Source organism: Rothia sp. ZJ1223 (assembly GCF_016900985.1).
GTDB lineage: Bacteria > Actinomycetota > Actinomycetes > Actinomycetales > Micrococcaceae > Rothia.
This window is the reverse complement of the sequence record NZ_JAFEUT010000005.1, coordinates 71,373-86,775: the sequence shown is the minus strand read 5'-3', so window position 1 is coordinate 86,775 and position 15,403 is coordinate 71,373. Positions and strand designations below refer to the sequence as shown.

Sequence of the window (15,403 nt, the reverse complement as noted above, 5' to 3'; positions counted from 1 at the left end):
GCCCACTATTTTTCTCACAAGCTCCCCGTACTCTCGCTGAGGGTACGGGGAGTTTCTGTATGCTGTGCCCTTAAGGGTGTCTATTATATGAGACAAACCGGCAGGGGTAGATGAACCTCGCTAAACTCTAACTCAATAAACTCGCGCACCTGAGCGGTACCACCTTAGCCGTTCACTGCGCACCCGCAGATACGGTTTCACCTGATAATCCCTCACACTGACACCGGTCTTCGAACCCCAACATTTTCGCAGTAGACAACCAGGAATACTCTTATATACCGGTTGTCTTTATTCATTCGTAAGGATTTTCTTCGATGGGAAATTCATCGGTTGCAGCACCTCAGAAGCGTGAGAGCTTCTCGAGTCGCCGCGTCTTTATCTTTGCCGCCATTGGCTCAGCCGTCGGCTTGGGCAACATCTGGCGTTTTCCGTATATCGCCTATGACAACGGTGGCGGTGCTTTCATGGTGCCCTACCTCGTTGCACTGCTCACCGCAGGTCTGCCCTTCCTCTTCTTCGACTACGCCGTAGGTCACCGCGGACGCGCGTCCTCACCCCTAGCTTTCCGCCGCCTGAACCGCAACACCGAGTTCATCGGCTGGTGGCACATGGGCATCAACGCCATTATCGCTATCTACTATGCGGCAATTATTGCCTGGGCGCTGCGCTATATGCTGTTCTCCTTCAACCACGCGTGGGGCGATGCTCCCGGTGATTTCTTCGCGGGTGACTTCTTGCAGGCTTCTGACCCGGCTGCCGGTATTACCTTTGATTTTGTGCCGGGCATTTTGATTCCCGTAGTACTCGTGTGGGTTGCCCTGCTGGCGATTATGTCATTGGGTGTGCAGAAGGGTGTGGGTGCTGCCAACATCATCTTCATCCCCGTACTGATCGTGATGTTCTTGGTGCTGGTCGGTTACTCACTGACCCTCGAAGGCGCTATGGCTGGTTTGGATGCTCTCTTTACCCCCAACTGGGCTGCTCTGCTGGATGCTAAGGTGTGGGTTGCTGCCTACGGTCAGATTTTCTTCTCCCTTTCTATCGGCTTCGGCATCATGATTACGTACTCTTCGTACCTGAAGAGGAAGACCGACCTTACCGGTACCGGCGCTGTGGTTGGCTTTGCGAACTCCAGCTTTGAACTGCTGGCAGGTATCGGCGTTTTCGCTGCTCTTGGCTTCATGGCAACTGCCGCCGGTACTGAAGTTTCTGAGGTAGCAACCTCAGGCATTGGTCTTGCCTTCATCGCTTTCCCCACCATTATTTCTGAAGCGCCCGGCGGCGTTTTGATCGGCGTTCTGTTCTTTGGTTCTCTGCTTTTTGCCGGTATTACTTCGTTGATCTCTATTGTTGAGGTTATTGTTGCTGGTATTCAGGATAAGTTCGGCGCTTCACGTGTGAAATCAACTGCCGCTGTCATTGTTCCCCTGACCTTGATCTCCACCCTGTTGATGCCCACCACCTCCGGCCTGTACGTTCTGGACATCATGGATAACTTCGTCAACCAATTCGGTATTCTAGCTGCTGGCTTGGTTTCTATCTTCTTGGTTGCTTATGTGGTGCGTGCGCTGCCCGCCCTACGCGATCACTTGAACACTACTGGTTCGCTCAAGGTTGGTCCCCTCTGGATGGTGCTGCTTGCCGGCGTTACCCCCATCATCTTGGGTTACTCACTGATTAATACTTTTATCGGTCTGCTCAATGAGCCCTACGAGGGTTATCCCGCTCAGCTGATTAATATCTTTGGTTGGGGCATGGTTGTACTGCTACTGATTGTAGCCGTCATCATTTCAATGCTGCCCTGGTCTAACCGCTCGCAGGCTGCTCAGCAAGCACCGGCACCTCCCGTTGTCGGCGGTAAAGTTCAGCACGATACCTACTCACAGGAGGGCTAACCATGAGCTCTATTGCACTGATGATGCTGATAGTTTCCATCGTAATGATCTGGGGCGGTTTGGCTCTTGCCATCGTGAACCTGGTTCGCCACCCCGAAGATCCTGTGGTTTACTCCAGCGCAGACGAACCTGATCACCTCTAACGAGAAGGACAACGCGCTTTCTTCTCTGCCAGTTGGTTAAAAACCTCGGTAGCCTTCCCCTGAGGGGGAGCTACCGAGGTTTTTTCGTAGGATACTGCAATGTGCGTGCCTTGGGGCTTGTCTTTAACCGTGTGCTGGGTTACCTAGCTTGCCCTTTTGATGTTGCCACTGCGGACGCGCGTACGCATCACCGCGTCTGCGAGGAAGAGGGCGACTGCCACCCAGACCAGGCTGAAGCCAATCCAGCGTGCTGGGCTCATTTCTTCACCAAAAATAAACAGTGCAATGAAGAACTGAATGGTAGGGGTGGCGTACTGAATAATGCCGATCAGCGAGAGCGGGAGATTGGCTGCAGCCACCGCGAAGCAGAGAAGGGGAATAGCGGTCACGATGCCAGAGAGAGCCAGAATAAAAGCGTGGGTGGTGCCGTTACTGGTGAAAGAGAGCGAACTTTGGACGCCGATAAATCCTAAGACGGTTAGGGCGAGGGGACTGAGCACTAGCGTCTCTGCGGTCAGCGAGTTGATGGCGCTCACTCCGTGCCCCAGTTGAGATTTAACCAGCCCGTAGAGACCAAAGCTAAAGGCAAGACCCAATGCAATCCAGGGTACCTGACCGTAGAGTAGCGCCATCGTGGTAACAGCGACTGCGGCAACCACCACCGCAATCCATTGCAACGGACGCAACCGTTCGCCCAGAACCATCACTCCCAAAAGCACTGCAACCAGCGGGTTAATGAAGTAACCGAGTGACGCTTCGAGGGTGTTACCGCTGGTGACGGCGATAACGTAGAAAAGCCAGTTGGAGCCAATGAGCAAACCGGCTATTAGCATACGAACCATCATCGACCCGCGGCGCACTAAAGCAAAGAGGCTACGGTAACTGCCAGCCACCGTCAGAATGAGAGCGCAGAACACCAGGGAGAAAATGATGCGCCAGGCTACAACTTCGAGGGCACTTGCTGGTTGAGTCAGTACAAAGTAGAGGGGGAAGAGTCCCCATAAACCGTAGGCACCGGCAATAGCTATCAGCCCTTTACGGGTATCACGTTGATGCTCAACGGACCTGCTCATGCTTTTGACTCTTTCATCAAAGACCTATTTTTCTTTTAGAACAGCTACAGATATACGTTTTAGTCTCTCACGGATTCTTTCACCCCACGGTGTGTTCTTCTCATGATAAAAACCCCGGCACCCGCACTGAGGTAGTGCAGATACCGGGGGTAATAACCCTGTGGGAGGTGTTTTTTACAGTCCGAAGAAGCGTGAGAAGAAGCCCTTCTTCTCTTTCTTCTGCTCTGCTTCGGGCTCAATATCTTCGCGTTCTTTGCGCTCAGCAGCCAAATCGGGTGCATCTCCTGCAACGCGGAAGGCTGCGGGCTTGTAACCGCGGCGCTTCTCCTCGGAGTCAACGACTTCGTAGTCGTTTGATTCGACGGTCTCAGTTTCAAGAACCTCGGTATCGTCGATCTGCTCATCGCTACGATCGTTAGCTGCGGGTTCTTCAACCTGTTCTGCCGGTAGCGAGTTGGTGGTGACGCGTCCGGGCTGAATATCTTCGCTGGGTGCCTGGTTGTAGGGTTCTTCCACTTCGGTGTAGACACGGTCGGTGGTGGTAGTGCCCTCAACGTTTTCAGCTTCGCGTGCAGCGGCAAGTTCAGCTTCTCGTTCTGCCTTTTCGCGTTCAGCGCGGGCGGCTTCTTCGCGTGCTTCAGCTTCTTTCTGACGCTGTGCTGCTTCACGTTCGGCAGTTGCCTGAGCTTCAGCCTGCTCACGTTCTGCCTTCTCGCGTGCCTCCTGCTCGGCGCGCGCTGAGGTTTGTGCTGAGGCTTCGGCGGCTGCAATGTTCTCAACTTCTGAACGCTCGCTACGCAACTGCTCACGTAAGGACGCGGCGTGGGCGGCGCAACGGTTAAGTTCTGAGGCATCGACGGTGGGTTCTGCTGCTTCAATGCCAGAAATCTTACCCTCGTCGAACCACAGGCGGAGGGCACCGTCAGAGGCGGTGATCACTGCGGTTGCTTCGGTGTCCCACGCGATGTGAGCGCCACGCAGGCGTGCGTAGGAGTCTACTGCCTTAAGGTGGTTGACCGCGGTGCCGGTCTGCAGTGCCTGAGCCATGACCCGTCCCATGCGGTTAACGGTGGGTGCCTCAAGCTCTAGCAGATCGCCATCAAGCAGAATCCATGCGCGGACGCCGGGGCCTACCTGAACGGGGTAGTGGGCGTAAACGCCGGTGAGAGTTTTAGCTGCTAGTGCTAGACGGCGGGCAAGACCATCTTTGAGGGTGAGTTCGTCGGTGGTGAGCTCATCAATAGAGTGCTGAGCACCGCCCTCACGGGTCTGGATTGCCGGTGCTACAACAGCGTCGGGGAAGTAACCCAGTTCTTTCCATGACCAGATCCAGGTACCGCGTGATTCAGACTCGGTGCCTAAAAGGTAGGGGTTAAGGGTTACGGAATTATCAGCTTCCAGGGTGAAAGACGGAGCTGAGAAGTCCACTGACCAGTCTGAGTCGCCGGTCAGCTCAGCCAGGCGTGCCTGGTATTCGGTGGAGATAAAGATTGATTCGTCAATCAAATCCTGCAAAGTTTTCATCATGTGCTTAAGGCTACCAATCTTTTAAGGCAGTTTAGAAATAAGTACAGGGCTTAGGGCTAAGAATGAACAGATTTCATTCTTTGGTGTAGGTGCTCTGGAATGTCGTTTGAAGGGTGTCATTGCCGCAACCCGTTTGAAGGGGGGTATACATATAGAATTAAAGATACTTAAATGCCCGCCTACTGAAAGCTATTGAGTACTGATGAATCCTCGTTTTGCTGTTTCTGAAAGAGAGCGCCATTTGCAAGACTCGCTGAATGCTGTGGGTAGCTGGATGCTGGCGAACTGCGCAGAGACCGAGTGGAACAAACTGGTTCTTGAGGTCAAACCTGCAGGGGAGAGCTTTTTTACGCGCTTGACCCGCAGTTTTGAAGACCGTGATATTCCCGGTCAGTCGCAGCTACTGGATGAAGAAGATTTTATTACTGAGGAGCTTCATCGACTGCAGCATGCTGCTTACGATGAGCACGAGGGGAGCTGGTTCTCAGCAACTATTATTGTTGCGGCAAAGGGCTGGCCCAGCCCCAGCTTTCAAGTAGGGGCAGCCTACAACCGCGCGGGCGAACCCAGTAACTGGGAGGGCGAGGGCGGTATCAGCAACCGCGACATTCGTGTTCATCTTGAGAAGTTCCCCCGTACCTCTCCTCACCCCGCCTGGGTCGATCTTCGTTTGAAGAAGAGTCGCAGCGTTCCCATTGCTGATCTTGATGAGCAGAAGGTACCCAACTCTTATCTGGTAGAGGCTTTGAGAGAGTTCGGTGCTGAGCGTACTGAGCGTGCCCTGGTAAATGTGGCGCGTCAGATGCTTAGCGGTGATGTCTTTTTGGATGCGACTGACTCTGAGTTCGTGCCTGAGGGAGATAACCCGTGGGGTCCCGAGACCAGGGGGGTGTACTCTGTCATTCGCTTGGCTAATTACCGGGCGCTGTGCGTCTTCTCCTCAGCAGATACGGCACTTGCTTCTCACCGTGAAAAGGGTAGGGAGGGCACCCCCGTACTGACTCGCGAAGCCAGCATGAAAGTGTTCTTGGACGTGCTCAGCCGTGAGGATCTCAACATGCTGGTGATTGATCCGGGAACCGCCCACATGTGCATTATCGAAGAACCGCAGATTCAATGGCTCTTGCAGGTGCCCTCTAACGCCGCAGCTAAAAACGCGCTGATGAAGCAGAACATGCAGGCGCTCCTGTCTGCCCTCGCCGCGCCCAGCGCTTTCTTGCTCACCGCTGTGGCACCAGACAACCTTGAAGGTACCCCGCTGATGGTGGAAGAAGAAGACGGACGCGCTCTGCTGACCTTTACTTCGGCGGCCGAGGCGTCAGCTCTTGACCCCACCCTTGAGGTGCGCTCGGCTCAAGCAACGGATATCTTAGAGTTCGCCGTAGCGAGCGGGGCTGATTACGTCAAAGTCAATGCGCTCAACCCCACCGCAACCCTGCCCATTGCTCAGGTGCGCGATCTTATTGACCTGATTCAAGCAGCACGTATTACTGATTCCCAAAAGTAAGAGAGAAAACCTCGTGGAACATCTTCTAGCGAGAATAGGTAGTGCTTCGGCGCGCCGGGCTAAAACAGTGCTGGCTGTCTGGCTTGTGGTGTTGGCGGTGGCAGGTGTTCTTGCCCTGACAATTGCCCGCGGTGCCACCAGCAACTACACCATTCCAGGAGCTGATTTTCAGCGGGTCACCGACCAGCTGCACGCTGCTCTGCCAGAAACGGGGGAGAGCTCTGGTTTAGTTGCCCTCCGTACAGAGGGAGCAGTCTTCACCGAGCAGCAGAAGCAGGATTTCGCTGCGGTCCGGTCAGAGATTGAAGCATTAGAAACTGTCGCCTCGGTTTCTGACCCCTTTGTCACCCAAGCACAGCTTGATGAGCAACGAGCCCAAGTTGAGGGTGCCCCTGCCCAAATCTCTGATGCCCAGCGTCAAATCGACGAGGGGCGTATCGCTGTGGATCAGGCGCGTGAAGATTTGCCCGATGTGCCCGATGCGGTACTAGATACCATAGCTCCCGGCGCTCTTGATGAGATCAATGATAGGTCTGCTGAACTCGACACTGCCCAGTCGCAGGTCGATGGGCAGCGTGCGTCCTTGGAGCCTGCTCAGCGTGCTCTGGAACTTGCCGGAGACACTCGCACCGTCAGTGAAGATAACACTGTTGCGTTGGTCAATGTAACACTGAGCGAAGATATCTACTCGATGAATGCTGATGATCGAGAGCAGATTCTTGAGGCATTTGAAGCCTTAGAAACATCGCAGCTTGAGGTTAACTTCTCGAACGAACTGGTGCAGGATGTTTCAGAAGTGTTCGGCGCTTCTGAGGCTATCGGCCTTATGGTAGCGATGGTTGTTTTGTTGGTGACCCTGGCATCAGTGGTGGCAGCGGGTCTGCCGCTGGTGGTTGCTTTGATTGGTTGCGGCATTGGCGTGGGTCTGGTGTACGCTAGCACCTCGTTTGTGTCGATGACCGCCACCGACCCTGTGCTGGCGCTGATGTTGGGTCTGGGCGTTGGTATTGACTACGCGCTTTTGATTCTGCACCGATTCCGCGAAGCTCGCGTTGAAGGACGCGCGAAGGTTGAGGCGATTGCTGAAGCCAACGCTACTGCCGGGCACGCAGTGCTTTTCGCGGGCATGACCAATATTATTGCTCTGGGCGCTTTGAGCGTAACCGGTGTTCCCTTCTTAGCGGTCATGGGCTTTGCTGGCTCCTTTGCCGTTGCGGTGGTGATTGCAGTGGCGTTGACGCTCACCCCCGCATTGCTCTCTTTGCTTGATACCAAACTGCTTTCTGCTCAACAGAGGCAGATGCTTGCTTCGGGGCGCACCGCTGAAGAATCCCGCTCTCTCAAACTTGAACGAGCCAACCGCGGTTGGGGTGCCTTCGTCACCCGCCATCCTTGGCTGATGACTTTTGCTTCTCTGAGTGTTCTAGCGCTGGCGATTATTCCCGCAGGTTCTTTGCGCCTGGGTCTGCCCGATGGATCATATCAGCAAGCTGATTCTACCGCTTTCAAAACCTATGACGCGGTAAAAGAACACTTCGGTGAAGGTCGCAACGGTAGCATCGCGGCGGTAGTACACGATGATTCAGCAACCGATAGCGAAGCGATGCGGGCTGTTGCTACTGACGTGGCAGAGAACCTGAAAATCGAAGGAATTACCTCCGCCTCTGTGAGCGCTATTAGCGAAGATTCCCATACTGCGCTTGTCACCCTGATCCCCACCGAAGGTCCCAACTCAGAATCAACGGTGAACACCGTACACAAACTGAGCGAACACGCTGAGAAACTCGAAACCGAGCGTGACCTACAGGTTGGTCTGACCGGTCAAACGGTTGCGAATATTGAAATTTCTGAGCGCATCATGGCAGCAATTCCGGTGTACTTATCGGTGGTTGTGGCGCTGTCGCTCTTGCTTATGGGCTTCGTGTTCCGTTCTGTTCTGATTCCGCTCATGGCAACCGTCGGCTTTCTCATGTCTACCCTGGCTAGCTTCGGCGCCGTGGTGGCTGTCTACCAGTGGGGGTGGGGAGCCGACATCTTCGGTGTTGCACAGCCCGGTCCGATCCTTGCCTTCCTGCCTATTCTGCTGGTCGGTATTCTCTTCGGTCTGTCGGTGGACTACCAAATCTTCATCGTTTCAGGTATGCAGGACGCCCGCCGCGCAGGCTTTACGGCTCGTGAAGCGGTGCGCGTGGGCTATCGAACAGGTGGCGCTGTGGTCACCGCCTGTGGCGTCATCATGATCTCGGTCTTCGCGGGCTTCGTATTCTCGCACCTCACCGTTGTGCGTCCCATCGGTTTCGCTCTCGCCTTGGGCGTAGCCATGGATGCCTTCTTGGTACGCACCACCTTCATACCGGCAACCATGCATCTGCTGGGCGAAAAGGCGTGGTGGCTGCCGGGGCGTAAGAAGTAGCAAAAAGCTGACCGGTCCACCGCACGCGTCCTGCCTGTGCAGTGAGCTAGTAGCTGCCGCCTGAACCTGAAACACCCGCACAACAAAAACCGCCCGGTGCCTCCTTGAATTTGTATCAAGGACGCACCGGGCGGTTTATTGCTGAGGAATAGCTAGGCTATCATCATCTCAGGTAACCCGCAGATCGCTTCTTAGGGGGTCTGGGGAGCAGATTCATCTGCTTTCTAGTTGTTGTTCTTCCACGCTTCACGTACGCGAGCACCCAGCTCTTCGTGTACTGAATCCCAGTACTTGAAAGCGCGTTCACGGATCTCGTCTGAAACAACAGCACCTACGTGACCGGCGATATTATCAACCAGACGTGCCTGAGCAGCATTGTCCAGAACCTCAGCGTAGAGGGCACGTGCCTGACCGAAGTCATCGTCCTCAGCATGCAAGCTAGCAGCTGAGCGTACCAGTTCACCGTCGAAGTCCCAGCCAACGTTCTCTTCATGAGCCTTCACAGGATCAGCGTGCGGGCCATCGAATGAGTTGGGTGCGTACACCGGAATTGAAGGATCATTGAAGGTGTAGCGCATAGCGCCTTCCTTCGAGTAAGTATTCAGCTGCGCGTTCTTGGGGAAGTTCACGGGCAGGTCAGCGAAGTTGGTGCCTACACGGTAACGGTGCGCATCGGGGTAGGAGAAGATACGACCGAGCAGCATCTTATCGGGGGACGCCGCAATGCCGGGAACAAAGTTGCTCGGTGAGAAAGCAGCTTGCTCAATCTGAGCGAAGAAGTTCTGCGGGTTCTGGTTCAGGGTCATCTTACCGACCTTGATCAGCGGGTAATCACCGTGAGGCCATACCTTAGTCAAGTCGAAGGGGTTGAAGCGGTAGGTCTTCGCATCCTCGAAAGGCATTACCTGAACGTAGAGGGTCCATGAGGGGAACTCGCCGCGCTCAATCGCCTCGTACAAATCCTGACGGTGGTAGTCAGCATTCGCACCTGCCAGACGCTCAGCTTCATTACCGGTGAGGAAGTCGTTGCCCTGGTCAGTCTTGAAGTGGTACTTAACCCAGAAACGCTCGCCCTCAGCATTGATCCACTGGTAAGTGTGTGAACCAAAACCGTCCATGTGACGCAGGGTTGCGGGAATACCGCGGTCACCCATCAACCAGGTTACCTGGTGAGCTGATTCGGGGCGCAGGCTCCAAAAATCCCACTGCATATCGTTGTTACGCAGACCGTTACCGGGCAGGCGCTTCTGCGAACGAATGAAGTCGGGGAACTTGATAGCATCACGGATGAAGAAGATCGGGGTGTTGTTACCCACGAGGTCATAGTTGCCCTCGGTGGTGTAGAACTTGATTGCAAAACCGCGAGGGTCACGCCAAGTATCGGGTGAACCCTGCTCACCAGCAACAGTTGAGAAGCGAATCAGCATCTCAGTTGAAACACCGGGCTGGAACAGTGCAGCCTTGGTGTACTTTGAAACGTCTTCGGTGGTCTCAAAAACACCGAATGCGCCAGTACCCTTAGCGTGAACTACACGCTCGGGCACACGCTCGCGGTTGAACTGTGCGAGCTTCTCAACGGTGTATACGTCGTGCAGTACAACGGGGCCGTCGTTACCAACGGTCAGCGAGTCGTTGTCTGAGGCAACGGGGGCACCTGAGTTGGTGGTAGTGAATGAACCGGGCTTGATGGGATTCTCGGTCATCGTCATCTCCTTATTAGTGTGATGATGCATTGAGTTCTCAATGCGTTTTACCGCATCCGGTGCTTGCAATAAGTACCGGTGACGCAGATAAATCTGTGACGCTACTGTGAGGTAGCGAGTTGGTTCTGGCAGTTGGCACAAATTCCGCGGTAAATGACGTCCGCGCTGAGCAGCTGCATGCCGTGGCTCTGTTCAGGGGTGAGGCAGGGAGCATGACCTACTGTGCATTCAATGTCTTCTACCGTGAGGCATTTAATGCACAGAGCATGGTGGTGGTTATCGCCCGTGCGTGTCTCGTAGAGGGCGGGGGTACCGGGAGGCTGGAACTTTCGCAGCATCTCGATGTCGACAAGATCAGCCAGCACTACATAAACAGATTGCACGGTGATGCTGGGCAATTCTTGGCGCACGGCATCGACAATAGCTTCTGCCGTTGAATGCGGTGAACGGTGTACAGCATCAAGTACGGCAAGGCGCTGTTTAGTAACGCGCCTGCCCTGGGTACGCAACCCGGCAGTCCACCCTGAACGAACCTCGTCCGTGATGGGGGAGTTGTGGGTAGTACTGAGTGTCGCTGTTAATGAAGGCATACCCCCAGCATACTTATTCTGAGTAGTTCACAATAAATGCGACACGGAAAGTTACAACCTTTCGCACTATTTTCTCCGCACACTTCAACGTGCTCACCCCCGATAACCGCGGTATCACTGCACTAGAAAAACGAAGGAGCCCCCCGCCCCCCACATATGCGGTAGAGAATAAAACGTAAATTTCTAGGAATACCCTGTCAATACTGATAAATTTAAGAACCACCCATACCCCTGCACAAAAATCCATACTCTTGCAATGCCGGTGCAATCAATAACCCAGAACCACCATTGATGCTACGACGAACGCATACATGGATTACCGCGAACGAGGCTACGTCATCACTGAATCGCTGCCACCCCTAGACCCCTCAGCAGAACTCTCCGATGAGACTCTGCTCAAAGCAGTGCGCGCAGGGGATCAGAACTCCTACGGATTACTGTACGAACGCTACCGTTCAATGGCGACGGCTATTGCGTACAAACACACCAGCGATCCCGGGCAAGTAGATGACATCGTCGCTGAGGCTTTCGCGCGCGTCCTACAGGCGCTACGTAACGGCAACGGCCCCACCTCATTCATGGGCGGTTACCTGTCAACCACCATTGCCCACCTCGCCGGTGAGTTCGGTTTAATTCGCGGACGCGAGGTGCCCGCCGACAGTGCCGCGTTAGAGCATCTGGAGACCTTGGACGAGGCCGTTCTGCACCTCAATGAATCAGATGAACTCATCGCTGCTTTCACCGCCATGCCCGAACGCTGGCAGTCTGTCTTGTGGCTTACCGAGGTCGAAAAACGCAAACCGCGCGATATCGCCAACGCCCTTGACATCTCGCCGAACGCAGTGTCAGCCCTTGCCCTGCGTGCCCGAGAGAGCCTGCGCGAGGGCTTTTTGCGCGCCCACCAAAATGCACCGGTGACCGTTGCCTGCCAAAAGCACTATGACCGTTTGCCCGCCCTGGTAAGAGGCTCACTCAGCGATAAACGTGCTGAAAACCTGCGTTTGCACCTTGAAGAGTGTACTTATTGCACCTCTGAATACCTGTCACTGATGGGCATTAACAAATCAATGCGCGTCTGGGTATTTCCCGTGCTTGCTGGGCTGGTCCCCTGGGTCAATGACGGCACCACCATTATCGGTTTTCTGGGCAAGACTGCTACTGTTGCTGCCAGCAACCCCCTTGCCAGTGCAGCCTCAACGGGGCAAGCCGCACCCTCCATCCCCGCATCAGACCTGCTCACACCTGCCGGTGAAGCGGTCGGGTCTGTAGCAGCGCACACTACTGGAACGGCTACCCCCAGCCCCGCTCAGACGTTCTTGCGCAATGCGGCACACCACGGAACCTCACCACTTGCCCTTGCTGGTGGTGGTTTGCTGGCAGTTGCAGCTGTTGTGGCAGGTATTGTCATCGGCGGTGGTCTTTTAGAGGACGACCCTGAGCCTGTACGATTCTCTGAGGAAGCACACGAAGCGCGCGGTGACTCTAGCTCAGCTGCAAGCGGTGCCCCGCAAGAAAGCCAAGAACTTTCAGAGCCTGCTGAAAAGAGCGCGAACAACGCTGTGCAGGGGGATGGCGCTGAGAATCCCTCAGGAGCGGCTAATGCCCCGAGCAACACTAACACTCAGGGCAACGATAACAAGGACGCAAGTCAGCTCAACGAAACAGCAGGTGGCGCGCTCGCTAGTAGCGCTCTTGCATCGGCATTGGAGACACCAGCCTCTGGTGCGGTAGTACCCGCAGCTGTTGCGCCAGCTCTGCATGCTCAGCCCCTTGTAGCATCGCCGGATCCGGCACAGTCTGCACCTTTTACAGCGCTCCCTCCCCTAAACCAACCTGGCACAGTGCCTTCAATACCTGATGGTGGTGCTCCTACCCCCGGCGTTCCCGCAGCGCCCGGTGAGCAGGTTCCCCCTCACGTCCAACCGCCCCTTGCCCCCTCCGCCCCAGACGCGGGCACCCCGACTAGCCTCATTCAGCCTGAGGTTCTGACTAATTCTGTAGAATCTGCTGACCCTGTTGTGCCTGACGCCCCTGAGAAACCAGTTGCTCCTGATATTCCGACTGATCCGGTTGTGCCTACCGACCCCGAGAACCCTGATGCTCCGGTTAACCCGGTAGCGCCAACTGACCCAGTTGACCCTGCTCAGCCAGATGTTCCGGTTGATCCTGAGACTCCTAAGGTTCCGACTGACCCGGTTGATTCTATTCAGCCGGTCGATCCTGAAGATCCGACGGAGCCAGTAGCTCCTAGTGGTCCTGCGGATCCTCTTGATCCAGAGTCGCCGGTGGAGTCAAATAACCCTGATAATCTCCCGCCCTTACTTGATGGGGACTTTGAGCTCATTGAACTCGAACCGGCTGACCCCGCAAGACCGGACCCCGATAACGCTGAGGCTGATCCTTCTCCGGATAACCGCGATGCACCTATTTACCCTCCGCTTTACCCTCCGCGGGAGGCACCTGAGTTGCCGAACCTACCCTCTCCCTGTGACGGAGACCCGATGGGGCTGTACCCACCCCACTTTGACTACTGGACTATCGTTAACCGTCCGATACCTGACATTGTGGATGACCCCGAGTACTTCGGGTACTGGTTCTTCTCAGTACCCTGGCAGGACTGGACGGTCGCTGACCCCACCGTCAGCAAGTACGTCATGTTTCAGTTTGAGGTAGATGGTACAAAGTCTATTCACGGTGACTGGATTCCCCATGCAGTGGTTGAGAGCTGCTACTTGGTGCCTGCTCTTGTCTACCTCTACGGTGCTGACAGTAATAATTTTGTGCATGTATATGATGAGCCGCCGAAGACTCCTGTATCGTCTAGTGATACGTAAAAGTAATGAAAGGTAGCAAGAGATGCGCGGACACTATAACGGTCTAAAAACCGCTTTGCTTCTTGGCACGCTGATGGGCTTTTTGGTGCTCATCGGAGTCTTCCTGGCGTATTACACGAATAACGGAATATTTATTCTCCTGTTCGGTCTCATCGGTCTAGGAACTATCGCCTACAGCTACTGGAACTCCGATAAAATCGCGATTCGCCAGATGAACGCTTACCCGGTGACTCGTGAGCAGGTGCCCGGTCTGTACGCAATTGTTGAAGAACTTTCGGCGAAAGCACAAAAACCGATGCCGCGTTTGTTCGTTGCACCGTCCATGACTCCGAACGCTTTTGCAACGGGGCGCAACCCCGAAAATGCTGCGGTGTGCTGCACAGAAGGTATTTTGCAGTTGCTGGACGAGCGTGAGATGCGAGGTGTTCTCGGGCACGAGCTGATGCATGTATACAACCGCGACATCCTCACCGGTTCTATTGCTGCGGCGATGGTCGGTTTGATTTCTTCTATTGGTCAGTACCTGTCCTTCGGTATGCTGATGGGCAATAACCGCGATAACCGCACGGGGGCTTTGGGGTCTTTGCTGATTGCTTTCCTTGCACCTCTTGCTGCTGGCATTATTCAAATGGCGCTGAGTCGCACCCGCGAGTACGACGCGGATGAGGATGGCGCAGAGCTCACCGGCGACCCCCTAGCGTTGGCGTCAGCGCTCAATAAGTTGCATCACGGCATCGCCCGTGAACCGATGAACCCCCGAAACCGCAAGGCGGAGGGCGTGGCTTCCATGATGATTGCTAATCCTTTTGGTGGTTTGAAGAACGCTATGAGCACACACCCGCCAATGCAACAGCGCATTGAGCGACTTGAGAACCAAGCCCGTCAGATGGGTCAGCTCTAAAGACTAAAAACACAAAGGACGCGTCGCACCAAAATTTCTTGGTGCGGCGCGTCCTTAAGTTTTTAAAGCCTCGGCGCTGCTGGATTTTGCCGGCAGCGGGGAGGGCTTAGCGGTAGTTGGTGAACTGCAGGTCTACTTCGAGGTCTTTGCCCTTGAGTAGTGCAATGACGTCTTGTAGGTCATCGCGTGACTTTGAGGATACGCGCAGTTCATCACCCTGAATAGTTGCTTTGACACCCTTGGCTGCCTCATCGCGAATAATTTTTGAGATTTTCTTTGCCTGATCCTGGGCGATGCCCTCCTTGATGGAGGCTTCGATGCGGTATTCCTTGCCTGAGGCGTAGGGTTCACCGGAGTCAAGGGATTTCAGTGAGATACCGCGCTTGACCAATTTGGACTGGAATACATCGAGTACAGCCAGGGCACGTTCTTCTGAGTTTGCTTTGACGAGGATCTTCTCACCTGAGAAGTCGATTTCTGCGCCTACGCCGCGAAAGTCGTAACGCTGCGCTACTTCTTTCTGTGCCTGGTTGAGGGCGTTGGAGATTTCTTGTTTGTCGACTTTTGAGACGATGTCGAATGATGATTCGCTTGCCATAATCTACCTTCTGTTGACGGGCGGGTGTGGTTCTCTTGCTACTACTTAAAGGTACAGGTTTTAGCGGGTGGGTAACAGTTGGTGCGGACGCTTGCGGGCAAGAAATTGGGCGCGGGTTGCGTGCCTCTGAGAAACAGCCTTTGTGCGTGCTTAGTCACAAAGGCGGATTTGAGTTTTTGATTTATGGAAAGTTCGGGTAGAGTATTTCTTGTTCGCGCA

11 protein-coding genes are annotated in these 15,403 nt (G+C 54.7%); 6 read left to right on the top strand and 5 right to left on the bottom strand.

Annotated features, from left to right (window positions below; all coding sequences use genetic code 11):
* The first annotated feature begins 314 nt into the window (after window positions 1-314).
* The gene (locus JTP09_RS07825) at window positions 315-1,895 is read left to right on the top strand and encodes a sodium-dependent transporter (RefSeq protein ID WP_204877900.1); all 1,581 of its coding nucleotides are present in this window, start codon (window positions 315-317) and stop codon (window positions 1,893-1,895) included.
* A gap of 2 nt (window positions 1,896-1,897) precedes the next feature.
* Window positions 1,898-2,038: a methionine/alanine import family NSS transporter small subunit gene (locus JTP09_RS07820; protein WP_204877899.1), complete on the top strand. Its 141-nt coding sequence runs from the start codon at window positions 1,898-1,900 to the stop codon at window positions 2,036-2,038.
* Between the two features lie 143 nt (window positions 2,039-2,181).
* Here JTP09_RS07820 and rarD read toward each other — a convergent pair whose 3' ends face one another.
* Window positions 2,182-3,111, bottom strand: a complete 930-nt coding sequence (rarD, locus tag JTP09_RS07815) for an EamA family transporter RarD (RefSeq protein ID WP_204877898.1) — start codon at window positions 3,109-3,111, stop codon at window positions 2,182-2,184.
* A gap of 174 nt (window positions 3,112-3,285) precedes the next feature.
* Window positions 3,286-4,638, bottom strand: a complete 1,353-nt coding sequence (locus tag JTP09_RS07810) for a DUF6882 domain-containing protein (protein ID WP_204877897.1) — start codon at window positions 4,636-4,638, stop codon at window positions 3,286-3,288.
* A 202-nt stretch (window positions 4,639-4,840) separates the two neighbouring features.
* Here JTP09_RS07810 and JTP09_RS07805 point away from each other — a divergent pair, with 202 nt between their 5' ends.
* Both JTP09_RS07805 and JTP09_RS07800 read left to right on the top strand, forming a co-directional pair.
* Window positions 4,841-6,145 carry an SseB family protein gene (locus tag JTP09_RS07805; RefSeq protein ID WP_204877896.1) on the top strand — a complete coding sequence of 435 codons (1,305 nt, stop codon included), beginning with the start codon at window positions 4,841-4,843 and terminating at the stop codon, window positions 6,143-6,145.
* 13 nt (window positions 6,146-6,158) lie between these two features.
* The gene (locus JTP09_RS07800; protein ID WP_204877895.1) at window positions 6,159-8,558 is read left to right on the top strand and encodes an MMPL family transporter; all 2,400 of its coding nucleotides are present in this window, start codon (window positions 6,159-6,161) and stop codon (window positions 8,556-8,558) included.
* 224 nt (window positions 8,559-8,782) lie between these two features.
* Here JTP09_RS07800 and JTP09_RS07795 read toward each other — a convergent pair whose 3' ends face one another.
* Both JTP09_RS07795 and JTP09_RS07790 read right to left on the bottom strand, forming a co-directional pair.
* Window positions 8,783-10,261: a catalase gene (locus JTP09_RS07795; RefSeq protein WP_304621686.1), complete on the bottom strand. Its 1,479-nt coding sequence runs from the start codon at window positions 10,259-10,261 to the stop codon at window positions 8,783-8,785.
* Between the two features lie 101 nt (window positions 10,262-10,362).
* Window positions 10,363-10,851, bottom strand: coding sequence for a Fur family transcriptional regulator (locus tag JTP09_RS07790; RefSeq protein ID WP_204877894.1), 489 nt, complete (start codon window positions 10,849-10,851; stop codon window positions 10,363-10,365).
* A gap of 311 nt (window positions 10,852-11,162) precedes the next feature.
* Between JTP09_RS07790 and JTP09_RS07785 the strand changes: the two genes are divergently transcribed.
* Window positions 11,163-13,685 carry a sigma-70 family RNA polymerase sigma factor gene (locus JTP09_RS07785; protein ID WP_204877893.1) on the top strand — a complete coding sequence of 841 codons (2,523 nt, stop codon included), beginning with the start codon at window positions 11,163-11,165 and terminating at the stop codon, window positions 13,683-13,685.
* Between the two features lie 22 nt (window positions 13,686-13,707).
* Complete coding sequence (locus JTP09_RS07780; RefSeq protein ID WP_204877892.1) at window positions 13,708-14,586, top strand: M48 family metalloprotease; 879 nt, start codon at window positions 13,708-13,710, stop codon at window positions 14,584-14,586.
* Window positions 14,587-14,692: 106 nt separating this feature from the next.
* Here JTP09_RS07780 and JTP09_RS07775 read toward each other — a convergent pair whose 3' ends face one another.
* Window positions 14,693-15,184: a YajQ family cyclic di-GMP-binding protein gene (locus JTP09_RS07775; RefSeq protein WP_204877891.1), complete on the bottom strand. Its 492-nt coding sequence runs from the start codon at window positions 15,182-15,184 to the stop codon at window positions 14,693-14,695.
* Between the last annotated feature and the right edge of the window lie 219 nt (window positions 15,185-15,403).